At 72.3% G+C, this 24,884-nt stretch carries 28 protein-coding genes; 17 read left to right on the top strand and 11 right to left on the bottom strand.

Translation table 11 applies throughout. The annotated features are described in order from the left end of the window. Nucleotides 1–118: 118 nt before the first annotated feature. Entirely contained in the window at nucleotides 119–1,198 is a 1,080-nt protein-coding gene (gene dapE / locus ACIP93_RS06235) for a succinyl-diaminopimelate desuccinylase (RefSeq protein WP_401756240.1), read from the top strand. A 69-nt stretch (nucleotides 1,199–1,267) separates the two neighbouring features. Next, complete coding sequence (locus ACIP93_RS06230) at nucleotides 1,268–2,029, top strand: TIGR00730 family Rossman fold protein (RefSeq protein ID WP_345228587.1); 762 nt, start codon at nucleotides 1,268–1,270, stop codon at nucleotides 2,027–2,029. A 116-nt stretch (nucleotides 2,030–2,145) separates the two neighbouring features. Here the strand turns inward: ACIP93_RS06230 and folP are convergent, their stop codons facing one another. Continuing rightward, complete coding sequence (gene folP / locus ACIP93_RS06225; protein WP_345228586.1) at nucleotides 2,146–3,006, bottom strand: dihydropteroate synthase; 861 nt, start codon at nucleotides 3,004–3,006, stop codon at nucleotides 2,146–2,148. Between the two features lie 160 nt (nucleotides 3,007–3,166). Between folP and ACIP93_RS06220 the strand changes: the two genes are divergently transcribed. Then, entirely contained in the window at nucleotides 3,167–3,661 is a 495-nt protein-coding gene (locus ACIP93_RS06220; RefSeq protein WP_401756235.1) for a DivIVA domain-containing protein, read from the top strand. After that, on the top strand, nucleotides 3,658–4,242 hold the full coding sequence (locus tag ACIP93_RS06215; protein ID WP_345228584.1) for a DNA-3-methyladenine glycosylase I: 585 nt from the start codon (nucleotides 3,658–3,660) through the stop codon (nucleotides 4,240–4,242). Before ACIP93_RS06220 ends, ACIP93_RS06215 begins: the two co-directional genes overlap by 4 nt. Nucleotides 4,243–4,294: 52 nt before the next feature. On the opposite strand, the gene ACIP93_RS06210 is transcribed toward ACIP93_RS06215, so the two are convergent. Beyond that, a complete protein-coding gene (locus tag ACIP93_RS06210) occupies nucleotides 4,295–5,095 on the bottom strand; it encodes an enoyl-CoA hydratase/isomerase family protein (RefSeq protein WP_401756232.1) in 801 nt (266 codons plus the stop codon). Between the two features lie 77 nt (nucleotides 5,096–5,172). Here ACIP93_RS06210 and ACIP93_RS06205 point away from each other — a divergent pair, with 77 nt between their 5' ends. Both ACIP93_RS06205 and ACIP93_RS06200 read left to right on the top strand, forming a co-directional pair. Beyond that, entirely contained in the window at nucleotides 5,173–5,316 is a 144-nt protein-coding gene (locus ACIP93_RS06205) for a hypothetical protein (protein ID WP_401756229.1), read from the top strand. A gap of 112 nt (nucleotides 5,317–5,428) precedes the next feature. Then, entirely contained in the window at nucleotides 5,429–5,596 is a 168-nt protein-coding gene (locus tag ACIP93_RS06200; protein ID WP_003966491.1) for a DUF3117 domain-containing protein, read from the top strand. A 144-nt stretch (nucleotides 5,597–5,740) separates the two neighbouring features. Here the strand turns inward: ACIP93_RS06200 and ACIP93_RS06195 are convergent, their stop codons facing one another. Next, nucleotides 5,741–6,406, bottom strand: a complete 666-nt coding sequence (locus tag ACIP93_RS06195) for an O-methyltransferase (protein ID WP_345228582.1) — start codon at nucleotides 6,404–6,406, stop codon at nucleotides 5,741–5,743. A gap of 151 nt (nucleotides 6,407–6,557) precedes the next feature. Between ACIP93_RS06195 and sigE the strand changes: the two genes are divergently transcribed. The 5 genes from sigE to ACIP93_RS06170 all read left to right on the top strand — a co-directional run bounded on the left by sigE (nucleotide 6,558) and on the right by ACIP93_RS06170 (nucleotide 11,822). Further along, nucleotides 6,558–7,352 (top strand): RNA polymerase sigma factor SigE, encoded by a 795-nt coding sequence (sigE, locus tag ACIP93_RS06190; RefSeq protein WP_401756226.1) that lies wholly within the window; start codon nucleotides 6,558–6,560, stop codon nucleotides 7,350–7,352. After that, nucleotides 7,349–8,389, top strand: a complete 1,041-nt coding sequence (locus ACIP93_RS06185) for a zf-HC2 domain-containing protein (protein WP_401756223.1) — start codon at nucleotides 7,349–7,351, stop codon at nucleotides 8,387–8,389. The genes sigE and ACIP93_RS06185 overlap by 4 nt, the downstream gene beginning before the upstream one ends. Nucleotides 8,390–8,511: 122 nt before the next feature. Continuing rightward, the gene (locus ACIP93_RS06180; protein WP_401756220.1) at nucleotides 8,512–10,269 is read left to right on the top strand and encodes a trypsin-like peptidase domain-containing protein; all 1,758 of its coding nucleotides are present in this window, start codon (nucleotides 8,512–8,514) and stop codon (nucleotides 10,267–10,269) included. Nucleotides 10,270–10,419: 150 nt separating this feature from the next. Next, complete coding sequence (locus ACIP93_RS06175; protein ID WP_345228578.1) at nucleotides 10,420–10,890, top strand: sec-independent translocase; 471 nt, start codon at nucleotides 10,420–10,422, stop codon at nucleotides 10,888–10,890. 254 nt (nucleotides 10,891–11,144) lie between these two features. Then, the gene (locus ACIP93_RS06170; RefSeq protein ID WP_345228577.1) at nucleotides 11,145–11,822 is read left to right on the top strand and encodes a hypothetical protein; all 678 of its coding nucleotides are present in this window, start codon (nucleotides 11,145–11,147) and stop codon (nucleotides 11,820–11,822) included. A gap of 118 nt (nucleotides 11,823–11,940) precedes the next feature. On the opposite strand, the gene ACIP93_RS06165 is transcribed toward ACIP93_RS06170, so the two are convergent. From ACIP93_RS06165 to ACIP93_RS06155, 3 genes are all read right to left on the bottom strand, one after another. Beyond that, complete coding sequence (locus tag ACIP93_RS06165) at nucleotides 11,941–13,074, bottom strand: Mrp/NBP35 family ATP-binding protein (RefSeq protein ID WP_401756216.1); 1,134 nt, start codon at nucleotides 13,072–13,074, stop codon at nucleotides 11,941–11,943. 43 nt (nucleotides 13,075–13,117) lie between these two features. Then, nucleotides 13,118–13,624 (bottom strand): DUF1003 domain-containing protein, encoded by a 507-nt coding sequence (locus ACIP93_RS06160; RefSeq protein WP_401756213.1) that lies wholly within the window; start codon nucleotides 13,622–13,624, stop codon nucleotides 13,118–13,120. Between the two features lie 94 nt (nucleotides 13,625–13,718). After that, a complete protein-coding gene (locus ACIP93_RS06155; protein WP_345229160.1) occupies nucleotides 13,719–14,990 on the bottom strand; it encodes a magnesium transporter MgtE N-terminal domain-containing protein in 1,272 nt (423 codons plus the stop codon). Between the two features lie 208 nt (nucleotides 14,991–15,198). On the opposite strand from ACIP93_RS06155, the gene ACIP93_RS06150 reads away from it, so the two are divergent. Next, nucleotides 15,199–15,966 (top strand): hypothetical protein, encoded by a 768-nt coding sequence (locus tag ACIP93_RS06150; protein ID WP_401756210.1) that lies wholly within the window; start codon nucleotides 15,199–15,201, stop codon nucleotides 15,964–15,966. Here the strand turns inward: ACIP93_RS06150 and ACIP93_RS06145 are convergent. Both ACIP93_RS06145 and ACIP93_RS06140 read right to left on the bottom strand, forming a co-directional pair. Then, nucleotides 15,963–16,484, bottom strand: a complete 522-nt coding sequence (locus ACIP93_RS06145) for a hypothetical protein (protein WP_401756207.1) — start codon at nucleotides 16,482–16,484, stop codon at nucleotides 15,963–15,965. The two genes, ACIP93_RS06150 and ACIP93_RS06145, sit on opposite strands and share 4 nt — an antisense overlap. A gap of 35 nt (nucleotides 16,485–16,519) precedes the next feature. After that, nucleotides 16,520–17,632, bottom strand: a complete 1,113-nt coding sequence (locus ACIP93_RS06140) for a magnesium and cobalt transport protein CorA (protein WP_401756204.1) — start codon at nucleotides 17,630–17,632, stop codon at nucleotides 16,520–16,522. 542 nt (nucleotides 17,633–18,174) lie between these two features. On the opposite strand from ACIP93_RS06140, the gene ACIP93_RS06135 reads away from it, so the two are divergent. Further along, the gene (locus tag ACIP93_RS06135) at nucleotides 18,175–18,759 is read left to right on the top strand and encodes a suppressor of fused domain protein (protein ID WP_401756201.1); all 585 of its coding nucleotides are present in this window, start codon (nucleotides 18,175–18,177) and stop codon (nucleotides 18,757–18,759) included. A 199-nt stretch (nucleotides 18,760–18,958) separates the two neighbouring features. On the opposite strand, the gene ACIP93_RS06130 is transcribed toward ACIP93_RS06135, so the two are convergent. After that, a complete protein-coding gene (locus ACIP93_RS06130; RefSeq protein WP_345228570.1) occupies nucleotides 18,959–19,312 on the bottom strand; it encodes a peptidoglycan-binding domain-containing protein in 354 nt (117 codons plus the stop codon). A 136-nt stretch (nucleotides 19,313–19,448) separates the two neighbouring features. Next, a complete protein-coding gene (locus ACIP93_RS06125; protein ID WP_401756198.1) occupies nucleotides 19,449–20,717 on the bottom strand; it encodes an MFS transporter in 1,269 nt (422 codons plus the stop codon). A gap of 203 nt (nucleotides 20,718–20,920) precedes the next feature. Here ACIP93_RS06125 and ACIP93_RS06120 point away from each other — a divergent pair, with 203 nt between their 5' ends. The 3 genes from ACIP93_RS06120 (at nucleotide 20,921) to ACIP93_RS06110 (ending at nucleotide 23,458) form a co-directional block, all read left to right on the top strand. Continuing rightward, complete coding sequence (locus ACIP93_RS06120) at nucleotides 20,921–21,559, top strand: DUF6758 family protein (RefSeq protein WP_345228568.1); 639 nt, start codon at nucleotides 20,921–20,923, stop codon at nucleotides 21,557–21,559. A gap of 243 nt (nucleotides 21,560–21,802) precedes the next feature. Beyond that, nucleotides 21,803–22,669 carry a PHP domain-containing protein gene (locus ACIP93_RS06115; RefSeq protein ID WP_401756195.1) on the top strand — a complete coding sequence of 289 codons (867 nt, stop codon included), beginning with the start codon at nucleotides 21,803–21,805 and terminating at the stop codon, nucleotides 22,667–22,669. A gap of 183 nt (nucleotides 22,670–22,852) precedes the next feature. Beyond that, nucleotides 22,853–23,458, top strand: coding sequence for a MarC family protein (locus ACIP93_RS06110; RefSeq protein ID WP_345228566.1), 606 nt, complete (start codon nucleotides 22,853–22,855; stop codon nucleotides 23,456–23,458). Nucleotides 23,459–23,575: 117 nt separating this feature from the next. Here ACIP93_RS06110 and ACIP93_RS06105 read toward each other — a convergent pair whose 3' ends face one another. Beyond that, nucleotides 23,576–23,728, bottom strand: coding sequence for a hypothetical protein (locus ACIP93_RS06105; protein WP_345228565.1), 153 nt, complete (start codon nucleotides 23,726–23,728; stop codon nucleotides 23,576–23,578). Nucleotides 23,729–23,951: 223 nt separating this feature from the next. Between ACIP93_RS06105 and ACIP93_RS06100 the strand changes: the two genes are divergently transcribed. Continuing rightward, nucleotides 23,952–24,878, top strand: coding sequence for an NYN domain-containing protein (locus ACIP93_RS06100; RefSeq protein WP_401756191.1), 927 nt, complete (start codon nucleotides 23,952–23,954; stop codon nucleotides 24,876–24,878). The last annotated feature ends 6 nt before the right edge of the window (nucleotides 24,879–24,884 follow it).

The following is a 24,884-nucleotide window of genomic DNA, read 5'->3' as shown; positions in this document are numbered from 1 at the left end:
AGTTCCCCGCGCCCCTGAACGGGGCGCCACCCCGGGTGGGAGCCGTGCAGATCCGTCGTGGCTGAGCGCGCAGTTCCCCGCACCCCTTACCGGAGCGCCCCGCACTAGGCTCGGACCCATGTCCGAAACCCCCCTTGACCTCACCCGTGACGCCGCCCACGTCACCGCCCAGCTCGTCGACTTCCGCTCCGAGAGCGGCACCGAGAAGCCCCTCGCCGACGCCATCGAGCAGACGTTGCGCGCCTACCCCCACCTCACCGTCGACCGCCACGGCAACAACGTCGTCGCCCGCACGAACCTCGGCCGCGCCGAACGCGTCGTCCTCGCCGGGCACATCGACACCGTCCCGATCGCCGACAACGTCCCCTCCCGCCTCGACGAGGACGGCGTGCTCTGGGGCTGCGGAACCAGCGACATGAAGGCCGGCGTCGCCCTCCAGCTCCGGATCGCCGCCACCGTCCCCGAGCCCAACCGCGACCTCACCTTCGTCTTCTACGACAACGAAGAGGTCGCCGCCCACCTCAACGGCCTCGGCCACGTCGCCGCAGCCCACCCCGACTGGCTCACGGCCGACTTCGCCGTACTCCTGGAGCCGTCGTACGGCGAGGTGGAGGGCGGCTGCCAGGGCACCCTGCGCGTCGTCCTGCACACCGCCGGCGAGCGCGCCCACTCCGCGCGAAGCTGGATGGGTTCCAACGCCATCCACAAGATCGCGCCGATCCTCACGAAGCTGGACGCGTACGAGCCGCGCCGCCCGGTGATCGACGGCCTGGAGTACCACGAGGGACTCAACGCCGTCCGCGTCGAAGGCGGTGTCGCCAACAACGTCATCCCCGACGCCTGCTCGGTGACCGTCAACTACCGCTACGCCCCCGACCTCTCGCCCGACGAGGCCCTCGCCCACGTCCGTGAGGTCTTCGCCGACTGCGACATCGCGGAGTTCGTCGTGGACGACCACTCCCCGGCGGCCCTCCCCGGCCTCTCCCACCCGGCCGCGCAGGCGTTCATGGCGGCGGTCGGCGGCAGGGCCAACCCCAAGTTCGGCTGGACGGACGTCGCCCGCTTCAGCGCGCTGGGCGTACCGGCGGTGAACTACGGCCCCGGCGACCCGCTCCTCGCCCACAAGCGAGACGAACGCGTCGAGGTCGCCAGGATCCGGCAGGGCGAGGAGCGACTCCACGCCTGGCTGACGGCCTGAATTTCCTCATTCGTCACACCTGTGGACCTACCCTGACCGGACAACGTACGGCAGCGAAGGGAGCACGGCATGACGCATCCTGAAGAGGGACGGACGCCCGAGGAGCAACGGCTCGGTCCGGTCCTGCGCCGCCGGGAACAGGTCCAGCCCGGCACGACGGACCAGCGTCTCCTCGACACCGAGGGCGACTCCGAGTGGGTGCACACCGACCCCTGGCGGGTCATGCGCATCCAGTCCGAGTTCGTCGAGGGCTTCGGCGCGCTCGCCGAACTCCCGAGCGCCATCAGTGTCTTCGGGTCCGCCCGCACCCCCGTCGGCACCCCCGAGTACGACGCGGGCGTACGGATCGGCAGCGCCCTCGTCGAGGCGGGCTTCGCGGTGATCACCGGCGGCGGCCCCGGCGCCATGGAGGCCGCCAACAAGGGCGCCCGCGAGGCGAACGGCGTCTCGGTCGGCCTGGGCATCGAGCTCCCCTTCGAGCAGGGGCTCAACCCGCATGTCGACATCGGGGTCAACTTCCGTTACTTCTTCGTCCGCAAGACGATGTTCGTGAAGTACGCGGAGGGCTTCGTGGTCCTCCCGGGCGGCTTCGGCACCCTCGACGAGTTGTTCGAGGCCCTGACCCTGGTCCAGACCCAGAAGGTCACCCGCTTCCCGATCGTCCTGTTCGGGACGGAGTACTGGGGCGGCCTGGTCGACTGGCTGCGCAACACGGTGATCGCCCAGGGCAAGGCCTCGGAGCGGGACCTGCTGCTGTTCCACGTCACGGACGACGTGGAGGAGGCCGTGGCCCTCGTCACCAAAGAGACCGGCTCTCCCACCCCCTCCTGACCCACGCGCCCCCCGTGCCCCCCAGGGGGCGCGGGGAGGGCGTCCGGGCCGGGCCCCGGCCGCCGCCACCCGTCGACGGGGGCCGGGCCGGCTCCTCCGCCGGGGAGGGGTGGGGGTCAGGCCAGCCCCCGGCGGGCCACCGCCGGCGGCCGGTGGCCCGCGATCGACGCCACCATGTCCAGCACCTGCTTCGTCTCCGCCACCTCGTGCACCCGGTACACCCGTGCCCCCAGCCACGCCGACACGGCCGTCGTCGCCAGCGTCCCGATCACCCGCTCCTTGACCGGCCGGTCCAGCGTCTCCCCGACGAAGTCCTTGTTCGACAGCGACACGAGCACGGGCCACCCCGTCTCCGCCATCTCCCCGAGCCGCCGCGTCGCCTCCAGGCTGTGCCGGGTGTTCTTCCCGAAGTCGTGCCCGGGATCGATCATGATCGCGTCGCGCCGCACCCCCAACGCCACGGCCCGCTCCGCCAGCCCCACCGTGACGTCCAGGATGTCCGCCATGACGTCCTCGTACGTCACCCGGTGCGGCCGGGTGCGCGGCTCGGCCCCGCCCGCGTGCGTGCACACGAGCCCGACGTCGTACCGCGCGGCGACCCGGGCGAGTTCGGGGTCGACGCCGCCCCACGCGTCGTTCAGCAGGTCGGCGCCCGCCTCGCAGACCGCCTCGGCGACCTCGTGCCGCCAGGTGTCGACACTGATCACGACCTCCGGGTGCCGCTGCCGCACCTCCGCGACGAAACCGACCGTCCGCCGCGCCTCCTCCTCGGCGCTCACCTCCTCGCCGGGGCCCGCCTTGACCCCGCCGATGTCGATGATGGCAGCCCCCTCCGACACCGCCTGTTCCACGCGGGCGAGCGCGGGTTCGTCGCGGAAGGTCGCGCCCTGGTCGTAGAAGGAGTCCGGGGTGCGGTTCACGATCGCCATGATCACCGGCTCGTGCGTCTCGAAAACGCGCCGTCCCAGCCGCAGCATCTGCAGATTCCTCCTCGTCACGGACCTGTACGGCCCTGATGGAGGCCGTCTGCGACCTTAACTGTCACACCCGCGTGGCACGATCGGGGCCGGAAGGATTCCGTACTGATCAGGTCGCCGCGCAGGTCAACTGTGCGGGCCCGTGCCCGGGGAGACGCTCGTGTTCGTGTTCTTGCTCTTGGCGATGGTGGTGGTCGTCGCTGCCGTGACGCTCGCCGTCGTCGGCGCCGGCGGCGACCAGGGGCCGCTGCCCGAGGCCGCCCCCGACCACCTCGTGGACCCGCTGCCGCTGACCCGCCCGATCGGCCGCGCGGACATCGAGGCGCTGCGCCTGCCGCTGGCCGTGCGGGGGTACCGGATGGCCGACGTGGACGACGTCCTGGGCCGGGTCGGCGCGGAACTGGCCGAGCGGGACTCCCGTATCGCCGAGCTGGAAGCGGCGCTCGCGGGCGCCCAGGCCACCACGGTCGGCGGGCCCGACCTCTTCGCCAAGCGCCACGCCCCCGGGCCCCCCGCCCCTTCTGACACCATGCCCGCCCCCGCGCCGGACCCCGCACCCGAGTCCGCGCCCGCGCCGGACCCCGCCCCCGCGTCGCCGTCCGCCACGCCCGACCGCCAGGACGCGCCCCCCGCCGCCGAGGAGCCCAAGCCGTGACCGCAGCCGCCCCCGGCCCCGACGGCGCCCTGCGCTGTCCCTGGGGCCTGGCCACCGAGGACTACACGGCGTACCACGACTCGGAGTGGGGCCGCCCGGTCCACGGCGACGACGCGCTCTACGAACGGCTGTGCCTGGAGGCCTTCCAGTCCGGCCTGTCCTGGCTGACCATTCTGCGCCGCCGCGAGGGCTTCCGCGCCGCCTTCGCGGGCTTCCGGATCGCGGAGGTCGCCCGCTTCACGGACACCGACGCCGCCCGCCTCCTCGCGGACCCCGGCATCATCCGCAACCGCGCCAAGATCACGGCCACCCTCGCCAACGCGCGCGTCCTCGCCGAATGGCCCGAGGGCGACCTCGACCGGCTGGTCTGGTCCCACGCCCCGGACCCGGCCGGCCGCCCCGCCCCCCGCACGCTCGCGGACGTCCCCGCCGTCACCCCGGAGTCGACGGCGCTCGCCAAGGACCTCAAGAAGCGCGGCATCCGCTTCGTCGGCCCCACCACGGCCTACGCCCTGATGCAGGCCTGCGGCCTGGTCGACGACCACCTGGCCGACTGCGTGGCCCGGGGCGGCGGCTCCTGACGCCCCCGCCTTTCGGGACGTACGAGTTTCGGGACGTACGAGGAGGAGCCGGTCAGCGGCCCAGGTACGTGGGCCGGGCCTTGTCGATGAACGCCTGGACCGCGATCGCGTGGTCCTCCGAAGCGCCCGCCGCCGTCTGGAGCTCGTCCTCCTTCTCCAGCGTCTCGGCGAGTCCGTGCGACGACCCGTATGCCAGCGACGCCTTCAGCGCGGAGTACGCGGCCGTCGGGCCCTCCGCGAGCGCCCGCGCCACGGCCGTCGCCTCGGCGGCCAGCGCGGCGGCCGGCACCACCCGGTTCACCAGGCCCAGCTCCAGGGCCTCCTGCGCCGTGATCGAACGCGGGAAGAGCAGCAGGTCGGCGGCCCGGCCGTGGCCGATCAGCCGCGGCAGCGTCCAGGACACACCCGAGTCGGCGGTCAGCGCGACCCCGGCGAAGGACGTGTTGAAGGCGGCGGTCTCGGCGACGATCCGGTAGTCCGCGGCCAGCGCGAAGCCCAGGCCCGCACCGGCGGCGACCCCGTTGACGCCCGCGACGACCGGCTTGGGCATCCCGGTCAGGGCCCGGACGATCGGGTTGTAGTGCTCCCGCACGGTGCTCATGGTGGTGCCGGTGCCCGCCTCGCGGTCGGCGGCCAGCGAGGAGATGTGCTCCTTGAGGTCCTGGCCGACGCAGAACGCCCGCCCGGCCGCCGTCAGCAGGACCGCCCGCACCGCCGGGTCCGCGGCCGCGGCCAGCACCGCCTCCCGCAGGGCGACCTTGGCCTCGGTGTTCATCGCGTTCATGGCGTCGGGACGATTGATCGTGATCGTCCCGAGTCCGTCGGTCACCTCGTAGAGCACGGTGTCGGGCATCGTCGGTCCCCTCCTGGAGGCATTCGGGAGCGCTGAGCCGGCTCCCGGCAGCGGAAATTGGGCATGCACAGGCCAGCATGTCGGAGATCTCGAACGCTGCACATGTGACCTGCGTCAAACAAAAACACGTCCGGGAGTGGTGCGAAGCGGCGAAGTATCGCAGCCTGATCGCCGAATTGAGTGGTTTTGCGGCTGTGCGTTGCGCAAGCGATGCCGACTGATGTTGGTCATTGGGTCCTGCGATGCGGGATAATGGCCTGGAAGCAATGTGTTCGATGCCGGTGACACCTGGGTTGTCGGCTGCGTGAGCTGGTTTCAGGAAGGGGAACGAGCATGGCGGCCATGAAGCCGCGGACGGGCGACGGCCCGCTCGAGGTGACCAAGGAGGGGCGGGGCATCGTCATGCGCGTTCCGCTCGAAGGCGGCGGTCGACTTGTCGTCGAGCTGACTCCGGACGAGGCCGATGCACTCGGCGACGCCCTGAAGAAGGTCGTCGGCTAACGCCTGAAGGCGGAATAGCGCTCTACATCTCTCCACTGCCCCGGCCACGCGTGAGCGTGTCACCGGGGCAGTGGTGCGTTCCGGGGGCGGCGAGGGCGTGCCCCGTGGGGCAGCGGTGGCCTCCCGGGAGCGGAGCCGGCCCGCTCAGCCCCTGCGCACCGCGCACAGCAGCCCGTCGCCCACCGGCACCAGTGAGGACACCAGTTCGGTCGACTCGCGCACCGTGCGCAGCAGTTCCCGCAGCCGCAGCACCTCGGCGGGCTGGGCGGCGGAGTCCACCGTGCGGCCGTCCGCGAAGACGCCCTCGAAGCACACCAGGCCGCCGGGCCGCAGCAGCCGCAACGATTCAGCGAGGTAGTCCAGCGACTCCAGCCGGTCGCCGTCGCAGAAGACGAGGTCGTACCCGCCGTCCGCCAGCCGCGGCAGTACGTCCAGGGCGCGGCCGGGGATGAAGCGCGCCCGGTTGCCCGCGAAGCCCGCCGAGCGGAAGGCCTGCTTGGCGAAGCCCTGCCGCTCGGGCTCCAGGTCGACGGTGGTCAGCACTCCGTCGGGGCGCATCCCGTGCAGCAGGTAGATGCCGGACACGCCGGTGCCCGTGCCGATTTCGGCGACGGCCTTGGCGTCCGCCGTTCCGGCCAGCAGCCGCAGCGCGGCACCGGTGCCCGGGGACACCGAGGGGACGCCCGCGTCCCGGGCCCGGTCCCGGGCCCAGCGCAGAGTGTCGTCCTCGGCGACGTAGGCGTCGGCGAACGCCCAGCTCGTCTGCCGGTTGGCGGTAATGACCCTCTCCTGTCCCCGTAGTTGGCGCAACGGTGACTGTATCCGCTGGAGTCGGGAACTCGCAGATGGGACCGGTCGTTGGGAGGGGACGGGGGGACAGATGGAACACGGGGACCGGGACCGGCAAGGGTCCCAAAATTCACGCAAAGACTCTTATCCGGAGCTAACGGGCGAGGTGGTTATGGTAGGGGCTCCACTGGACACCACCAGAGCCGACAGGGGAGGTGCGGCTGCGGCCGGTGATCGGGGAGGAGTGCTCAAACGCTTCTTCAGGTCTGCGGGCGAGCCGAAATCCGTGACCGACACCGCTGACCGTTCCACCTCCACCGCCCCCGTCGCCACGACGGCGGCCTTCGCTGACTTCTCGGACGCGGAGGAGACGTGGACGCCTCCCACCTGGGAGGAGATCGTCAGCACGCACAGCACCCGCGTCTACCGCCTGGCCTACCGCCTGACGGGCAATCAGCACGACGCGGAGGACCTGACCCAGGAAGTCTTCGTCCGGGTCTTCCGTTCGCTGTCGACGTACACGCCCGGCACTTTCGAGGGCTGGCTGCACCGGATCACGACCAACCTCTTCCTGGACATAGTGCGCCGCAAGCAGCGCATCCGTTTCGACTCGCTCGGCGACGACGCGGCCGAGCGGCTGCCCAGCCGCGACCCGTCGCCCCAGCAGGCCTTCCAGGACACCCACTTCGACGCGGACGTGCAGCAGGCGCTGGACACCCTGGCACCCGAGTTCCGGGCCGCCGTCGTGCTCTGCGACATCGAGGGACTGTCGTACGAGGAGATCGCCGCGACCCTCGGCGTGAAGCTCGGCACGGTCCGCAGCCGCATCCACCGCGGCCGCTCCCACCTGCGCAAGGCGCTCAAGCACCGTTCCCCCCAGGCCCGCGCCGAGCAGCGCGCGATGGCGTCGGTGGGCGCGGGCCTGCCCCTCGTGCCCTCTCCTGCCGGAGAGGGGGGTCTCGGGTGAGCGGATCCCGGCCCACCCCGGCGGAACAGCACCTCGGGGACCGGCTCGCCGCCCTGGTGGACGGCGAACTCGGGCACGACGCGCGCGAGCGGGTCCTGGCCCACCTGGCGACCTGTGCCAAGTGCAAGGCCGAGGCCGACGCGCAGCGCAGGCTCAAGGACGTCTTCGCGCGCAGCGCCCCCCCTGCCCCCTCCGCGGGCTTCCTGGCCCGGCTCCAGGGCCTGCCGGGCGGCCCCGAGACCCCCCGGAGCCACGAGGACCACCAGGACACGGACGGGCCGGGCGACGGGCCTCCGGGCCGCAGAAGATTCGGCGAGGGCACGGCCTTCGGGGTCTACGCCCCCGAGGACCCGCTGGGCTTCGGCGGCCGGATCGGTTACGAGCCCCGGGGCGGCCACCCGGGCGTCCTGCCCGACGCCTCCCGTGACCGGGGCTTCCGCATCCACGAGGTCGGCAGGCCCGAGAGCGAGCGGTCCGGCGGGCGCAGGCCGCGCAGGTTCGCGTTCGCCGCGGCGAGCGCGGTGTCCCTGGCCGCGATCGCGCTCGGCGGCGCACTGCCCGCGGAGACCTCCGGCAACCCCACCGCCAGGGGCGAGCGGGCGGGCGGCCTCGTGCCGACCCGGGCCGCGACCCCGGCCGGCGGCACCGACAGCAGCCGCCGTCAGGGCGGCGCGGCCAGTGTCGGCGGGGCCGGACTCGGTACGGCGAACGCCGGCGGAGCGACACTTCTGTCGGCCACGTCCGGCAACCGGGCGGGCACGGCCGCCGCGCCTCCCGTTCCGTACGCCGCCGGACTGACGGCGCGTTCGCCCGGGGCCCAGCAAGGGCCGCCGCACGGGCTGCTGCGCGGTCAGGGCCGCTGGGACCGGGGGCTGCGGATGTTCCCCGTCTCCCTCCCCGCCCCCCTCGCGGACACCTCGTACGCCCTGCCGCTGAAGGGCCGCGGGCCCACCCCCGCACCCACGGCGACACCGTCGGCGCCGGGGCACCTGGCCGCGCCGCCCGCGTCCGAGCTCTCCGTTTCCCGCAGTCGCTGACCCGCACTCTGCGCGCGCCGTCGCAAACCTGGTTGAATCCAGGGCAGGGGTGCCCGCCAACGGGCGCGCAGACCGGTTCCCGCCGCCTTGGGCTGGGGCCCAGGCCAGTTGCGGGGGAGAGCATGGACGAGGGCAGGCCCGGCGGACCACGGGCGAAATGGTGGAGCCGCCCCGCGCCGGGGAAGCCCACGGACGGGACGACCCCGCCGGTACCGGAGCGGGCTCCGGACGCACGGCCGGACGCGGCGTCCTCCGCGAACGGGAACGCTCCGGGCCAGGGCCAAGGCCCAGACCAGGTCCCGGACGCGGCGCGGCCCCCGGCGGACGCCGCGCTCCGCCATGACGTGCCCCCGGCGGGCGTGTCCCAGGAGGCGATACCGGCGCGGCGCGCCACCGGCCACTCGGCCGCCGGGCAGGTCCCGGGCCACGGCGAGGACCCGGCGGGCGAGCCCGCCGGCAGTGCTCCGGTCCCCGGGCCCGGCGGCGGGGGCAGGCCCCTGCACGATCCCGACCCGTACGGCACACCGCCCTACGGCGAGCCCGGACCCTGGGCCCCCGCGCCTCCGGTGCAGCGCCCGGCCCCGGCCCAGGACGCTCCCGTACCGCCGGCGCAGCTCGCCGGTGAGCTGGGGCCGGAACACCGGCAGACCCCCCACCCCCCGCACGGCACCGGCCCGCAGGGCCACCCGCCGTCCCAGTGGCTCCAGTACGACCCGTGGAGCGCGGCCCCTCCGCAGGCCCTGACGTACGGCGGGGAGCCGTCCAGGAAGCGGCGGCGCGGCGGACTGTTCGCCGGGGCCCTGGTGATCGCGCTGGTCGCGGGCGGCGTCGGCGGCGGCGTCGGCGCGTACATCGAGCGCAACGACGGCTTCGGCGGCGACTCCGTACGCCTGCCGCAGGCCGGGAAGGCGCCCGCCGACCGCGCGCCCGACACCGTCGCGGGCATCGCCGCCAGCGCCCTGCCCAGCGTCGTCACCTTCCACGTCAGCGGCAGCAGCGGCAAGGGCACCGGCACCGGGTTCGTCCTCGACGACAAGGGCCACATCCTCACCAACAACCACGTCGTGGAGCCGGCCGGCAAGAGCGGTGTCATCTCCCTCACCTTCAGCGGCGGCGAGAGCGCCCGCGCCAAGCTGGTCGGCAAGGACAGCGGTTACGACCTCGCCGTGGTGAAGGTCACCGGCGTCTCCGGGATGAAGCCGCTGCCGCTCGGCAACTCCGACAACGTCCGCGTCGGCGATCCGGTGGTCGCCATCGGCGCCCCCTTCGACCTCCAGAACACCGTCACCGCGGGCATCATCAGCGCCAAGCAGCGTCCGATCACCGCGGGCGGCGAGAAGGGCGACGGCAGTGACGTCAGCTACGTCGACGCCCTGCAGACCGACGCCCCGATCAACCCCGGCAACTCCGGCGGACCGCTCGTCGACTCCCAGGCCCGGGCGATCGGCGTCAACAGCGCCATCCGCGGCCCCGACACCGGCGGCCTCGACAGCGGCCAGGCGGGCAGCATCGGCCTCGGTTTCGCCATCCCGATCAACCAGGCCAAGCGGGTCGCCGAGGAACTGATCAGCACCGGCAGGGCCACCCACCCGGTGATCGGCGTCTCCCTCGACATGAAGTTCACCGGCGACGGCGCCAGGGTCGGCGCGAAGGGCGCCAACGACACCCCGGCGGTCACCCCGGGCGGCCCCGGCGCCAAGGCGGGCATCAAGCCCGGCGACGTCATCACCAAGGTCGACGGGCAGCGGGTGCACAGCGGCGAGGAGCTGATCGTCAAGATCAGGTCAAAGCGTCCGGGGGAGCGGATGGGCCTGACCCTGGTGCGGGACGGCAAGGAGCGGATGGTGGCCCTGGTGCTCGGATCGGCAGGAGATTCCTGACCTTTGCCGCATCCGGCGCACACCGCCGGGACGGGGCCGGACGACGCCGAACGGCCCGGCGGGCGGCAGCCGGGCGTCACCTGGAGGTACCGTCCGGACAGCTCGGGCGGGTACCGTGGAACGAGCCCGGAGAATCCAAGGAGCTGCAAGGTGTTCACAGACATAGGCGGACTGGAGCTGTTGACGCTCGCGGTGCTCGCCGTGCTCATCTTCGGCCCGGACAAGCTGCCGAAGCTGATCCAGGACGCCACGCGGACCATCCGCAAGATCCGGGAGTTCTCGGAGAGCGCGAAGCAGGACATCCGCAGTGAGCTGGGACCGGAGTTCAAGGACTTCGAGTTCGAGGACCTGAACCCGAAGACCTTCGTGCGCAAGCAGCTCGCCGAGCACGGCGGCGACGACCTCGGGCTCAAGGAGATCCGGGAGAGCTTCGACCTGCGCGGAGAGCTGCAGGAAGTCACGGACGTGGTGAACGGGAAGTCGCGGCCCGCCGCGCGCACGCCGTCCGACGACCCCGGGACCGAGGCGCCCAGGGCGGACCTGACGAAGAAGGACGGGCCGGCGGCCCCGGCGAACCTCCGCAAGGAGGAACGGCCGGTGTTCGACCCCGACACGACCTGAGGGGTCACGGGGACCCGGGGGCCGGCGCCGAGGCGCACGGCCCCTTTCTGCTGCCCGGGGACTCTCGGCAGCGAGCCGGCAGCGAGCCGGCAGCGGGAGGGGAGTGCCCCTCCCGCCCCTCGGGTTCGGGGTGCTGACGGCCCGTCGGCGGAGGTGTCGGCGGAGGGTTGGCTATTCTCCATCTGTTCCGGTAGCAGGACGCCCGAGGGGGGCGGGCCGCACCGGACTCGACGATCGAGGAGGCGGCCGGGCAGATGGAGACGACGAGTCGGGCAGGGGCGCAGGAGAATTCCGGTGCGCCCGGTGGATCCACCACGGAAGGGGTTCCGGCGGCCCGGCGTACGGTCGACGGCTATCTGCGCGCCCCCTTCCCCTGGTACGGACTGGACGAGGCCTTCATCGGCCGCCGCTGGCTGATGCAGGTCGGCACCGCGGCCGACGGCACCGTCCAGCACGGCGCGATGGGGCACGGCGACGAGCCGACGATAAAGACCTCCGGCGAGGAGGGGCCCGAGAAGGAGCGCTTCGCGGTCGTGGTGACCGTCGCCGCCTCCCCGGTGCGCCGCAGCGGTGACGGCACCGGCACCCTGGAGGCCACCACGGTGTCCTCCGCCGCCTGGCTGGCCGGGGCCGGGCTGCTCTCGCAGACCTGGCCCGCGCAGCTCGACCACTCGATGCGGGACAACTGGCTGGACCAGCAGACCGAGGTCTCCTTCGAGCTGGCCGACGACCTGGAGGGCCCCGACTGGTCGGCGCTGTCGCTGCCGGTCGACGGGGTGCCGACGCCCTTCCACTACCGCGAGTCCGAGTACGGCTGGGTGCTCGCCGGGTCCACGGGGTCCGGCGTCCACATCGGGGCGTACGGCCGCGGCATGAGCGCGTACGGGCTCGGCTTCTCGGTGGTCAAGGACATCACGACGTACGAGAGCTGAGCAGACACGCGTGGCATACGCGGGCTGAAGGGGTCCGCGTGACGTACGAGGGCTGAGCGGACACGCGTAAGGGGCGGCCTCCCGGAGGCCGCCCCTTACCCACGTACCCGCGAGCGGGTCAGAACTTGTTGCGCGGCGTGATGCCCAGCGACATCCCCGACAGCCCGCGCGCCCGGCCGCCCAGCTTGCCCGCGATGGCCCGCAGCGCGGAACCGGCCGGGGAGTCCGGGTCGGTCAGCACGACGGGACGGCCGTCGTCGCCGCCCTCGCGCAGGCGCACGTCGATCGGAATGGAGCCCAGGACGGGGACGGTCGCACCGGTGGTCCTGGTCAGCCCCTCGGCGACGCGCTCGCCGCCGCCCGTGCCGAACACGTCGACGATCTCGTCGCAGTGCGGGCACGGCATGCCCGACATGTTCTCGACCACGCCGACGATCTTCTGGTGCGTCTGCACGGCGATGGACCCGGCGCGCTCGGCGACCTCGGCGGCGGCCTGCTGCGGGGTGGTGACGACGAGGATCTCGGCGTTCGGGACGAGCTGCGCCACGGAGATGGCGATGTCACCGGTGCCCGGCGGCAGGTCGAGCAGCAGGACGTCCAGGTCGCCCCAGTACACGTCCGCCAGGAACTGCTGGAGCGCGCGGTGCAGCATCGGGCCGCGCCACACGACCGGCGCGTTGCCCGGGGTGAACATCCCGATGGAGATGACCTTCACGCCGTTCGCCGACGGCGGCATGATCATGTTCTCGACCTGGGTGGGGCGGCCTTCCACGCCCAGCATGCGGGGCACGCTGTGGCCGTAGATGTCCGCGTCCACGACGCCGACCTTGAGCCCGTCGGCGGCCATCGCGGCGGCCAGGTTAACGGTCACCGAGGACTTCCCGACGCCGCCCTTGCCGGAGGCCACCGCGTACACCCGGGTCAGCGAGCCGGGCTGGGCGAAGGGGACCTCGCGCTCGGCGGTGCCGCCGCGCAGCGCGCCCGCGAGTTCCTTGCGCTGCTCGTCGCTCATCACGTCGAGCTCGACGGTGACGGCGGTGACGCCCTCGACCCGCTCGACGGCCGCACGGACGTTGGTGGTGATCGTCTCGCGCATCGGGCAGCCGGAGACGGTCAGATAGACCGCGACGGCGACCGTTCCGTCCGCACCGATCTCGACCGATTTCACCATGCCGAGTTCAGTGATCGGCCGGTGGATCTCGGGGTCGTTCACCGTCGCCAGTGCTTCGCGCACCGCGTCTTCCGTAACCATGCTCCGATACTACGGCGGCCCGGCCGGGGAGCGGGAAGCCCGGTCAACGGTCGGGTTCGTCACTCCGGTGCACCGCCTCCGCCGGGAATACGGTCCGCCGCTCCTCCAACTCCTTGACCAGGTCCTGGAGTTCGGAGCGGATCCAGTCGCGGGTGGCGACCTCGCCGAGGCCCATCCGCAGCGCCGCGATCTCCCGTGTGAGGTATTCGGTGTCGGCGATCGAGCGCTCGTTCTGCTTGCGGTCCTGTTCGTGCGTGACCCGGTCCCGGTCGTCCTGGCGGTTCTGCGCGAGGAGGATCAAGGGGGCCGCGTACGAGGCCTGGAGGGAGAGCGCCAGCGTCAGGAAGATGAAGGGGAACTCGTCGAAGCGCAGGTCTTTCGGCGCGAAGACGTTCCACAGCACCCAGACGATGATGACCGCGGTCATCCAGACGATGAACCGGCCCGTCCCGAGGAAGCGGGCGATGCGCTCCGAGAAACGGCCGAACGCCTCCGGGTCCCACTCGGGCAGCAGGCGGGTACGGGGCGCTTTCGGCTGATCCAGTCGCACGCGGGAGGCGCGCGGAAGCGCGCTCGCGCCGGTCTGGGGACGCGTGCGCTCCCTGCCCTCACCACCCCGGGGCTCGCCCCCCTGCCTGTTCGGCTTAGCGGCCACCGACGACACCCCCCGGGTTGAACTCGGTCTCCCGCCAGTCCTCCGGCAGCAGGTGGTCCAGTACGTCGTCCACCGTCACCGCGCCCAGCAGCGCCCCGCCCTCGTCCACGACGGGGGCGGCGACCATGTTGTACGCGGCGAGGTAGCTGGTCACGGCGGGCAGCGGGGTGTCCGGCGACAGCGGCGGAAGGTCGGACTCCACCACCGAGCTGACCAGCGTCCCCGGCGGCTCCCGCAGCAGCCGCTGGAAGTGCACGGTGCCCAGGTACTTGCCCGTGGGCGTCTCGTCCGGCGGCCGGCACACGTACACCTGCGCCGCCAGCGCGGGGGAGAGGTCCTGCTGCCGTACGCGGGCGAGCGCGTCCGCGACCGTCGCGTCGGGCCGCAGCACGATCGGCTCGGTGGTCATCAGACCGCCGGCCGTCCGCTCCTCGTACGACAGGAGCCTGCGCACATCGGCCGCGTCGTCCGGCCGCATCAGCGTCAGCAGCCGCTCCTTGTCCTCCTCGGGCAGCTCGGAGAGCAGGTCGGCGGCGTCGTCCGGGTCCATCGCCTCCAGGACGTCGGCGGCCCGCTCCTCCTTGAGCTTGCCGAGGATCTCGATCGAGTCGTCCTCCGGCAGCTCCTCCAGCACGTCCGCCAGCCGGTCGTCGTCGAGCGCCGAGGCGACCTCGGCACGCCGCTTGGGGGTGAGGTGGTGCAGGGCGTTGGCCAGGTCGGTGGGGCGCAGCCGCTCGTACGCGGCGAGCAGGTTCTCCGCGCCCTGCCCGTGCTCCTCCAGCGAGAACCCGGTGACGGCCGACCACTCCACCGTCAGGGTCTCGCCCTTCCTCCGCAGCGCGCCGATCTTGCCCTTCCGGACGAAGACCTTGTCGATCTCCCAGTCCCGGCGGGCCGGCAACTGCGCGATGGCCACGTCCAGGACGGTGACCTCCTCGCCGTCCTCCACCAGCCGCACCCGCCGGTCGAGCAGCTCGCCCAGCACCAGGCGCTCGGTGGGCCGCTGCTCGAAGCGCCGCATGTTGACGACGCCGGTGGTGATGACCTGGCCGGACTCGACACCGGTCACCCGGGTCATCGGCAGGAAGATCCTCCGCCGGCTCACCACCTCCACCACCAGCCCCAGCAGCCTCGGGGGCCTGCGCCCCACCCGCAGCATGGCCACCAGGTCGCGCACCCGCCCCACCTGGTCGCCGTTGGGGTCGAAGACCGGCACCCCGGCCAGGTGCGAGACAAAGACGCGGGGCGCCCCTGCCGCCATACCGACCGCCTCCTCGTCCTCATCCTTCACACGCTCGCGCATTTGTCTGCAAATACGCCGGACACCGGCTTCAGGCTAGCCCGTGACGATCACTGTCGCTCTGCCGGGCGGCCCGTACGGCTGCCTGCCTGCCGACGGGGACGGCCCGGGTACGCTGCCCTCTGCCAAACCGGACCACCGGACCCCTTGAGGAGAGGCAGTGCCGACCGTGACCGCATTCCCCCCGGCAGCCCGCGCACGCAGGGCCGTACTCGCCGGTGCGGTGTGCGCCGGTCTCGCGGCGGGGCTCGCGGGGTGCGGCGAGGACCTGGACGAGGGAACCAACGGGGTCGGCAGGCTGAGCGCCGCCGAGATCGAGGGCAAGGCCCGCGCGACGGCGAAGGCGGCCACCGCGGTACGCCTGACCGGCACGTTCATCAGCAAGGGCGGCACATACAAGCTGAACATGCGGCTGAAGGACACCGGCGGCACCGGCTCCGTCACCACCAAGGACTCCACCTTCGAGCTGCTCCGCATCCGGGACGAACTCTTCATGAAGGCGGGCGCCGACTTCTGGCGGCACGACGCCACCAAGCCCGGCGCGACCTTCAAGAAGGAGGACGAGGAGGCGGCGGACAAGCTGGAGGACAAGTACGTCAAGGTGCCCAAGGGCGACCCGGCGTACGAACAGTTCCGCGGCTTCACCGACAAGGCCGTCCTGCTCGACGGTCTCCTCGGCCTCAACGGCACCCCCACCAAGGGCGACCGCGAGACGATTACTGGCATGCGTACCATCAAGGTCGTCGGCGGCGAGGACGGCCAGGGCGGCGCCCTGGCCGTGTCCCTCGAAAAGAAGCCCTATCCGCTGCGCCTGGCCCGCGCGGGCGGCGCGGGCGTGGTCCAGCTCGCCGACTGGGACAAGGACTTCCCCCTGACCCCGCCCCCGAAGGACCTGACGGTCGACTACGGCCGCCAGCTCCCCAAGGCCCGCGACTAGCGCTTCCGCTTCAGCAGCAGCTTCGGCAGGCCGGCCGGGACGGGGCGGCGGGTCGTCGCGGACGACGGGAGCGGGGCGGCGGCCAGATCGCCCTCGGGCAGCGGCTGGAGGCCGGGCTGCGGGGCGAGGCGCAGGACGCGGCACTCACGGGCCCAGCGGTCCGTCATCCGCTCGGCGTCGGGGGCGTTCAGGCGCTTGCCCTTCAGCTCCGCGACGGCGGCGTCCCACTCCTCCGTGCCGGCGGTCAGCTCCTTGACCAGGGCGGTCCAGGCGACGAGCCGCCCGCCCTTGTCCTTGCTGCGTACGGTCACCTGCGCGACCGAGCCGTCGTCGAGGCCGGGGAACGGCTGCTCGCCCGGCCCGTCGCCGACGAGGTGCAGGGCCCCGTCGAGCCAGACGTGCCACAGGGCCCGGGCGGGCCCGGTTCCCCGGACCCAGACGAGCCCGGACTTCTTGGTGGCCTCCTCGACGAGGGCCTGGTCGAGGAGGTTCTGGCGGGGGGCCGGGGGCTGCGACATGGGGTCACCCTACTCAGCTCTCCGCCACCCGCCCCCTACAGCCAGCCGTTGCGCTTGAGGGCGCGGTGGATGCCCAGGCACACCAGCGCGATGCCGCCCAGCACCATCGGGTAGCCGTACTTCCAGTGGAGTTCCGGCATGTGGTCGAAGTTCATGCCGTAGACGCCGCAGATCATCGTCGGCACGGCGACGATCGCCGCCCAGGAGGTGATCTTGCGCATGTCCTCGTTCTGGGCGACCGTCGCCTGCGCGAGGTTGGCCTGGAGGATCGAGTTGAGGAGTTCGTCGAAGCCCACGACCTGCTCGTGGACCCGGGCCAGGTGGTCGGCCACGTCCCGGAAGTACTTCTGGATGTCCGGGTCGATCAGCCGCATCGGCCGCTCGCTGAGCTGCTGCATGGGGCGCAGGAGCGGGGCGACCGCCCGCTTGAACTCCAGGACCTCGCGCTTGAGCTGGTAGATCCGGCCCGCGTCCGCACCCCGCGAGCTGCCCTTCGCCGGTGCGGAGAAGACGTCGATCTCCACCTCGTCGATGTCGTCCTGCACGGCGTTGGCGACCGCGATGTACCCGTCGACCACGTGGTCGGCGATCGAGTGCAGAACGGCGGAGGGGCCCTTGGAGAGGAGTTCCGGGTCGTCCTGGAGGCGGTGGCGCAGCGTCCGCAGCGAGCCCTTGCCGCCGTGCCGGACGGTGATCACGAAGTCCCGGCCGGTGAAGCACATCACCTCGCCGGTCTCCACGACCTGGCTGGTCGCGGTCAGTTCGGTGTGCTCGACGTAGTGGATGGTCTTGAAGACGGTGAACAGGGTGTCGTCGTACCGCTCCAGCTTGGGCCGCTGGTGCGCGTGCACCGCGTCCTCCACGGCCAGCGGGTGCAGCCCGAACTCGGCCGCGATGCCCGCGAACTCCGCCTCGGTCGGCTCGTGCAGGCCGATCCACGCGAAGCCCTCGCCGGACTCCCGTACGCGGATCATCGCCTCGTGCGGGGTCGTGCACTCCTTCATGCGGCGGCCGTCGCGGTAGACGGCGCAGTCCACGACGGCACTGCTCGCGGAGTGGTCGCGGGTGGCGTCGTAGTTGGTGTAGACGGTGGGGCTCTTGCGCAGGGACGGACGGACCACTGCGCGCAGGTCACGGATCATCGACATGGCGGGCTCCTTCACGGAGAAGCCGTCGGGCGGGTCGCGTGGCACTGCCCGGAATGGAGACGTGCGGCGCCACGGCGTCGTGGCGTTCCAGCGTGCACGTCGGCAAAGCGGGCGGCACCGCGAGGTCGCGGTGACGGCGTTCGCTCAGACACGGATCAGGCAAATCAGGTGAGATCGATGTGCTCTTCCGTCGTGCCCGTCGGGCGCGGAGCCCTGCGTGCGTCCCGAGGAGCGCGGATGTTTCCGTGCTCGAAGGGCCGGGTACGAAACCTCGGACCGCGTGCGACGCTTCAGGCCGCGTGGGGCAGAGGGGGTACGGAAGAGCGGTTGGTACTACCGGGCCGACTTCGGTCCACCGCAGTCCCACCTCCTCCGGCCGGTCCCCCGTGAGGGACGACGATTCCTTCAGGCCCACGGGGCTGGAAAGCAACGCTTCTGCGAGCTGCCCCGATTCAGCGGCCCAGGTTACCAGCCGTCCTCGGTGTCAAGCCCCGCCACGGCTCTCCTTTGCCCGTTCCATACGCCGCCTATGCTCGCGGACCATGGGAGATGTTCTTGCGCTGGTGGAAGCCCGACTGCGGACGGCCTTGGGCGAACCGGACGCGCGCGCGGCCGTCACGTTCCTCGGCACGGACCGGATCGAGGTGCTGCGTTTCCTGGACGGCGACCTCGTCCGGTACGCCACCCTCGGCATGTCGGCCGCCCCGATGACCGACCCGACGGCCGCCCTCGCCGACCCCGTCAAGGGTCCGCGCGCCGAGCTGGTCCTGTCGGTGCGGGCCGGGCTCGCCGACACCGACAAGGTGCTGCGGCCGCTCGCCGTCCTGGCCGCGTCCCCGCAGGTGGAGGGCCTGATCGTGGCGCCCGGGGCGTCCCTTGAGGTGGGCGGGCCGCTGTGGCCGGGGGCGCCCTTCAGCTCCGTACTGGTGGCGGAGGGCGGCGAGCTGGTGGAAGACCTGGAACTGGACGACCCGATGGACCCGGTCCGCTTCCTGCCCCTGCTGCCGATGACGCAGAACGAGGCGGCGTGGAAGCGCGTGAAGGGCGCGCAGGAACTCCAGGAGCGCTGGCTCGCGCACGGCACGGACCTTCGCGACCCGCTCCGCGCGGGCGTCCCGCTGGACTGATTCCGGGCGGTGAGAACCGGCCGGAATTCGCTGTCGGGTTCGACCGCGGTACGTCGTCGGGCGTGTCGCGGGAGCGGGAGGCGTGCCGCGCGGAAGGCGGGCGTGTCGCGGAAGCCTGTTGAACGGAAGGCGGGCGCATCGCGCGAAGGGGCCCGGCCGGTGGTCCTGCCGGCCGGGCCCCGCGTTCGTACGGCTGCCGCTAACTGCGCAGCGCCGCCCAGGTGTTCACGCCCACCTTCCCGTCGACGGCGAGCCCGCCGTACCACTGCTGGAACTGGCGCACCGCGCCCTCGGTGTTCGCCCCGAACTTCCCGTCGACGCCCTGCGGGCCGACGCCGATGCCCCACACGTGCACCAGCAGGCACTGCACCTCGCGGACCCGGTCTCCGGTGTGGCCCCGGACGGTGAGCTGGGTGCCGTTGTAGTACCCGCAGCTTCCGGCCACGACCTGCGGTGCGGCGGCGGGTGCGACGGCCCCCGCGGTGCCGGCGGCGCCGACGCCCAGCCCGAGGACCAGGACGGCCGAGGCCAGGGCGGTGAACAGCTTCTTCATGCGCTTCCCCTTCGTACGGAGTTCTGCGCTACGACCGTGGGCCGCGGACGGTATGCCTGGCCAGCCCCCGGGCGTCTCCCACCGGAACGGGAAACGGGCAACGCACGGGGAAACCCGGGGCGCGCGGCGGCGGTGGTCAGCCGGCGAAGACGCTCACGCCGTCCTCGGTGGCGTGCGCCGGCTGGAGTTCCTCGGCCTCCTGGGCGAGGGCCTTCCGGCGGACCAGGACGACCGCCGCGCCGAGCACCGCCGTGACCGCGGCGACCACGAACGGGACGTGGACGTTGCTCCACTCCTCGATCTTCGGGGCGAGGAAGGGGGCGGCGGCCGCCGCGAACCAGCGGACGAAGTTGTAGCCCGCGCTGGCCACCGGCCGGGGGGCGTCCGAGACGCCGAGCGCCAGTTCCGTGTAGACGGTGTTGTTCACGCCGATGAACGCACCGGAGACGATCGTCGCCACGACGGCGGTCGAGTGGCTGCCGAAGCCCAGGACCAGCAGGTCGACGGCGAGCAGGACCAGTGAGGCGCCCAGCACCTTCAGCGAGCCGAACCGCTGCTGCATCCGCGGGGCGACCAGCACCGAGAAGACCGCGAGCAGCAGGCCCCAGGCGAAGAAGACCGCGCCGGACTTGTACGGCGTCATGTTCAGGACGAACGGGGTGAAGGCCAGGATGGTGAAGAACGCGTAGTTGTAGAAGAACGCGGAGGCGGCGACCGAGGCGAGTCCGCCGTGGCCGAGGGCCTTGAGCGGGTCGAGCAGCGAGGTCTTGCGGGCGGGCTTCGGCTGTTCCCTCAGGAACGCGGTGATGCACACGAAGCCGACGGCCATCAGGGCCGCGGTGCCGAAGAACGGGTAGCGCCAGCTCGCGTTGCCGAGGGCCGCGCCGAGCAGCGGGCCGCACGCCATGCCGAGGCCGAGCGCCGACTCGTACAGCAGGATCGCGGCGGCGCTGCCGCCGGCCGCGGCGCCCACGATCACGGCGAGCGAGGTGGAGACGAAGAGCGCGTTGCCCAGGCCCCAGCCCGCCCGGAAGCCGACCAGCTCGCCGACCGAACCCGAGGTGCCGGAGAGCGCGGCGAAGACGACGACCAGCGCGAGTCCGGCGAGCAGCGTCCTGCGGCCGCCGATCCGGCTGGAGACGAAGCCGGTGACCAGCATCGCGACGGCGGTGATCAGGAAGTACGAGGTGAAGAGCAACGACACCTGGCTGGGGGACGCGGCCAGGCCCTTGGCGATGGACGGCAGGATCGGGTCGACGAGCCCGATGCCCATGAAGGCGACGACGGACGCGCCGGCCGTCGCCCAGACCGCCTTCGGCTGGCGCAGGATGCTGCCCGCGCCCTCGGCCAACGAGTCGCTGGGGGCGGTTTCGGGAGCCCCTGGCTTGCCCGCACCGTGCTGCATGGCTTCTCTCGCTCTCCACTAGATCGTTGCGATATACAAACAATAAGTTAGGTCGGCTAATGAATGCAAGCTACATCTAGTTTTGGGCGGCAAGGGGCGGGGGAGACATCGGGGGAGCGCGGCAGGGCGTGCCGGAAGGCGGTGCGCGCCGGACGGGTGATCGTCCTTGACGCGGCGTCGACCGGGGAGGACTGTTGGGCGCTATGAGGGGCGAACCCAGTTGCCCGAAGTGCGGAGGCCGGGTCAGGGCGCCCGGTCTCTTCGCCGACACCTGGCAGTGCGGCGTTCACGGGGCGGTCAATCCGCTCCAGCCGGTGCTGCCGCCCAGCGTCGAAGCGCTCTCGGTCGCGGTGAACCGGGCGCGGGTGCCCGTGTGGATGCCGTGGCCGCTGCCGGTGGGCTGGCTGTTCAGCGGGATCGCGTACGCGGGCGACGACCGCAGCGGCGGACGCGCCACGGCGGTGGCCTGCTCGGGCCCCGGACCGCTCGGCGGATTCGGCGAACTCCTGCTGGTGGCCGAGGAGCTGGGGGTCGGACTCGGCGCGAGGTACGCGGGCATCGACGGCCCCGACCCCGGGCCGCACATCGCCATGGAGAAGCCGCCGCACACCAAGCTCCTCGCGGCCGGCCGCCCCACCCCGCTCTGGCACGTCTCCGGCACGCCCGCCGACCGCGCCGTGTTCGCGGGGGAGGCGCGCGGGCTGTGGCTGTGGGCCGTCGTGTGGCCGGAGCAGTCGGGGCTGCTGATGTACGACGAGCTGGTGCTCACCGATCTGCGGGACGCGGGGGCGGAGGTCGAACTGCTGCCGTGCGGGGCGCTGTCGCCGAGGCTTCTGCTGTAGACGGGCCGAGGCTTCTGCTGGAGACGCAGGGGTTCGGCCGGGGCGGCCGGGAGCTTGGGCCGAGGGCGGCCGGGGGCTTGGGCAGAGGGCGGCCGGGGGCTTGCGCCGAGGGTGGCCGGGGCTTGCGCCGAGGACGGCCGGGAGCTTGTGCCGAGGGTGGCCGGGGGTTTGATCTGGGGTGTTCGAATCCCAGTTACCCTTGAACGTCCCCTCTGTCCGTCCCGCCCCCCTGGAGCCAAGCGCGTGCGTATCGACCTGCACACCCACTCCACGGCGTCCGACGGCACGGACACCCCCGCCGAACTGGTCCGCAACGCGGCGGCCGCCGGGCTCGACGTCGTCGCCCTCACCGACCACGACTCGGTGCGCGGCCACGCCGAGGCGATCGCCCACCTCCCCGCCGGTCTGACCCTGGTCACCGGCGCCGAGCTGTCCTGCCGCCTCGACGGCACGGGCATGCACATGCTGGCGTACCTCTTCGACCCCGAGGAGCCCGAGTTCGCCCGCGAGCGCGAGCTCGTCCGGGACGACCGGGTGCCGCGCGCCCGGGGCATGGTCGCCAAGCTCCAGGACCTCGGCGTGCCGATCACCTGGGAGCAGGTCGCCCGGATCGCGGGCGACGCCTCCCTCGGCCGCCCGCACATCGCCGAGGCCCTCGTGGAACTCGGCGTCGTCCGGGACGTCTCGGCCGCCTTCACCTCCGAGTGGCTGGCCAACGACGGGCGCGCGTACGTCGACAAGCACGAGCTGGACCCCTTCACCGCCGTCCGCCTGGTCAAGGCCGCCGGCGGCGTCACCGTCTTCGCGCACCCCGGCGCCGCCAAGCGCGGCGACACGGTGCCGCTGACCTCGATCGCCGAGCTGGCCGCCGCCGGTCTCGACGGCATCGAGGTCGACCACATGGACCACGACGAGTCCGACCGGGCCCGCCTGCGTGCGTTCGCCGCCGAGCACGACCTCCTGGTCACCGGCTCCAGCGACTACCACGGCTCCCGCAAGACCGTCCGGCTCGGGGACTACACCACCCACCCCGACGTCTACGGCGAGATCACCCGCCGTGCGACCGGCGCCTTCCCGGTGCCGGGCGCGGGCGGACGCCCGCGCGCGTAGGGCGCGTTCGGCGCGGCCTGTGCGCCGCGCACGTCCCGGGCACCCGTTCGCCCCGGGCGCGCCTGCCGACGCCGGGCCCCCCGGTGTCGTACGACAAAACCCCCACCCCCCTCATGTTCCGTACGGAGCCGTGTCCGCGTGCGCCCGCGCCCGCCCGCACGGCCCTGACCGCAAGGCTCTCCTGTGCTCGACTTCGCCGTCTTCGGCTCCCTGTTCCTCACCCTCTTCGTGATCATGGACCCCCCGGGGATCACCCCGATCTTCCTCGGACTGACCTCGGGCCGCCCCGCCAAGGTGCAGCGCAGGATGGCCTGGCAGGCGGTGGCCGTCGCCTTCGGCGTGATCACCGTCTTCGGGATCATCGGCCAGCAGATCCTCGACTACCTGCACATCTCCGTCCCCGCGCTGATGATCGCGGGCGGGCTGCTCCTGCTGCTGATCGCGCTGGACCTGCTCACCGGCAAGAACGAGGAGCCCACGCAGACCAAGGACGTCAACATCGCCCTCGTGCCGCTGGGCATGCCGCTGCTCGCCGGGCCCGGCGCGATCGTCTCGGTGATCCTCGCGGTGCAGCACAACGACGGCCTCACCGGTCAGATCTCGGTGTGGGCGGCCATCATCGCGATGCACCTGGTGCTGTGGCTGGCGATGCGCTTCTCGCTGGTGATCATCCGTGTGATCAAGGAGGGCGGTGTGGTGCTCGTGACGCGGCTCGCGGGCATGATGCTCTCCGCGCTGGCCGTGCAGCAGATCATCAACGGGGTCACGCAGGTGATCCAGGGGAGCTGAGCTCCAAGGCGGCCCGGCCGTGTGGCCGCGGCCACGGAAAACGCCCCCGTGCCGTTCGTGCACGGGGGCGTTCCTCTTCATGTCTGTCCACTGCGTCGTCTTGCGTCGTCTTACGTGTTACGAGGCCGTGGTGACGGCCGGGCGGATGTAGATGCGCTGGCCGACAGCGGCGGCCTGCTGCACGATCCGGTTGACGGAGGCGGCGTCCACGACGGTGCTGTCGACGGCGGTGCCGTCCACATCGTCCAGGCGCATGATTTCGAAGCGCATGCGCTTCTCCCTTCGTCTGATCCTCCTGCTGGAGAACTGGGGGTGAATGTAAGGGGCACGCGTGGGCGGGGTTGCCGTTGCGTTCCAAGGGGTACAACCAGTCTCCCCCGAAAAACATTCCCTACACTAAAGAAAATTTTCGCCAGGCTAACTACCCTCCGGTAGAGGGCGCGGGGAGCGCCGGTTGTGCGCCGGTCTCGGCGCCCCGGACAATGGGACCCGTATGGACGACGCACAGCCTTCGGGCCCCTCCGACCCCACCGACCTCGCCAGGATCTCCGCCCGGCTGGACCGCACCAACGAACTCCTCACGCGCGTGCTCGCGGAGGTCGCCAAGACCCCCTCCACCCACGCGATCTTCGTGGACGCGGGCTACGTCTACGCGGCGGCCGGCCTCCTGGTCACCGGCACCGAGGACCGGCGCTCCTTCGACCTGGACGCGGAGGGCCTGATCGAGGCCTTCATCGACAAGGCCCGCACGATCTTCGCCGACAGCCGGCTGCTCCGGGTGTACTGGTACGACGGCGCCCGGCGCCGCATCCACACCACCGAGCAGCAGTCCATCGCGGAACTCCCCGACGTCAAGGTCCGCCTCGGCAACCTCAACGCCAACAACCAGCAGAAGGGCGTCGACTCCCTGATCCGCACGGACCTGGAGTCCCTCGCCCGGCACCGCGCGATCAGCGACGCGGCCCTGGTCGGCGGCGACGAGGACCTCGTCTCGGCGGTCGAGGCGGCACAGGGCTACGGGGCGCGCGTCCACCTCTGGGGCATCGAGGCGGGCGACGGCCGCAACCAGGCCGAGCCGCTGCTCTGGGAGGTCGACAGCCAGCGCACCTTCGACCTCGACTTCTGCAAGCCGTACGTCACCCGCCGCCCGGTGACCACCTATGAGCAGGAGAACGGGCCGACGCCCAAGCGCGAGGAGGTGCGTTTCCTGGGCGCGCAGATCGCCGCGAAGTGGCTCGCCGAGCGCGGGCGGCAGGAGCTGGGTGAGCTGCTGCCGGGACGGCCGTACCTGCCGGGGCCGGTGGACCAGGAACTCCTGGTGGAGGCGGAGCGGATGCTCCAGCGGTCGTTGCGGGGGCACTCGGACCTGCGCAGGTCGCTGCGGGACGGGTTCTGGCAGCACTTGCAGTCGCAGTACTAGCGCGGG

The organism is Streptomyces sp. NPDC088745 (assembly GCF_044751045.1).
Classification (GTDB): domain Bacteria; phylum Actinomycetota; class Actinomycetes; order Streptomycetales; family Streptomycetaceae; genus Streptomyces; species Streptomyces cremeus.
This window is presented reverse-complemented; position numbering and strand designations above follow the sequence as displayed.

Bases quoted from the DNA above. Each gene is read 5' to 3' on its own strand.
- ACIP93_RS06130 (WP_345228570.1), bottom strand. From the start codon at position 19,312: ATGAAGAAGCTGTTCACCGCCCTGGCCTCGGCCGTCCTGGTCCTCGGG.
- ACIP93_RS06200 (WP_003966491.1), top strand. From the start codon at position 5,429: ATGGCGGCCATGAAGCCGCGGACGGGCGACGGCCCGCTCGAGGTGACC.
- ACIP93_RS06210 (WP_401756232.1), bottom strand. From the start codon at position 5,095: ATGCCCGACACCGTGCTCTACGAGGTGACCGACGGACTCGGGACGATC.
- ACIP93_RS06145 (WP_401756207.1), bottom strand. From the start codon at position 16,484: ATGTCGCAGCCCCCGGCCCCCCGCCAGAACCTCCTCGACCAGGCCCTC.
- ACIP93_RS06230 (WP_345228587.1), top strand. From the start codon at position 1,268: ATGACGCATCCTGAAGAGGGACGGACGCCCGAGGAGCAACGGCTCGGT.
- ACIP93_RS06105 (WP_345228565.1), bottom strand. From the start codon at position 23,728: ATGCGCTTCGAAATCATGCGCCTGGACGATGTGGACGGCACCGCCGTC.
- ACIP93_RS06135 (WP_401756201.1), top strand. From the start codon at position 18,175: ATGGGAGATGTTCTTGCGCTGGTGGAAGCCCGACTGCGGACGGCCTTG.
- ACIP93_RS06170 (WP_345228577.1), top strand. From the start codon at position 11,145: ATGGAGACGACGAGTCGGGCAGGGGCGCAGGAGAATTCCGGTGCGCCC.
- ACIP93_RS06125 (WP_401756198.1), bottom strand. From the start codon at position 20,717: ATGCAGCACGGTGCGGGCAAGCCAGGGGCTCCCGAAACCGCCCCCAGC.
- ACIP93_RS06165 (WP_401756216.1), bottom strand. From the start codon at position 13,074: ATGGTTACGGAAGACGCGGTGCGCGAAGCACTGGCGACGGTGAACGAC.
- ACIP93_RS06100 (WP_401756191.1), top strand. From the start codon at position 23,952: ATGGACGACGCACAGCCTTCGGGCCCCTCCGACCCCACCGACCTCGCC.
- ACIP93_RS06120 (WP_345228568.1), top strand. From the start codon at position 20,921: ATGAGGGGCGAACCCAGTTGCCCGAAGTGCGGAGGCCGGGTCAGGGCG.
- folP (WP_345228586.1), bottom strand. From the start codon at position 3,006: ATGCTGCGGCTGGGACGGCGCGTTTTCGAGACGCACGAGCCGGTGATC.
- ACIP93_RS06140 (WP_401756204.1), bottom strand. From the start codon at position 17,632: ATGTCGATGATCCGTGACCTGCGCGCAGTGGTCCGTCCGTCCCTGCGC.
- dapE (WP_401756240.1), top strand. From the start codon at position 119: ATGTCCGAAACCCCCCTTGACCTCACCCGTGACGCCGCCCACGTCACC.
- ACIP93_RS06180 (WP_401756220.1), top strand. From the start codon at position 8,512: ATGGACGAGGGCAGGCCCGGCGGACCACGGGCGAAATGGTGGAGCCGC.
- ACIP93_RS06155 (WP_345229160.1), bottom strand. From the start codon at position 14,990: ATGGCGGCAGGGGCGCCCCGCGTCTTTGTCTCGCACCTGGCCGGGGTG.
- ACIP93_RS06205 (WP_401756229.1), top strand. From the start codon at position 5,173: ATGTCGGAGATCTCGAACGCTGCACATGTGACCTGCGTCAAACAAAAA.
- sigE (WP_401756226.1), top strand. From the start codon at position 6,558: ATGGTAGGGGCTCCACTGGACACCACCAGAGCCGACAGGGGAGGTGCG.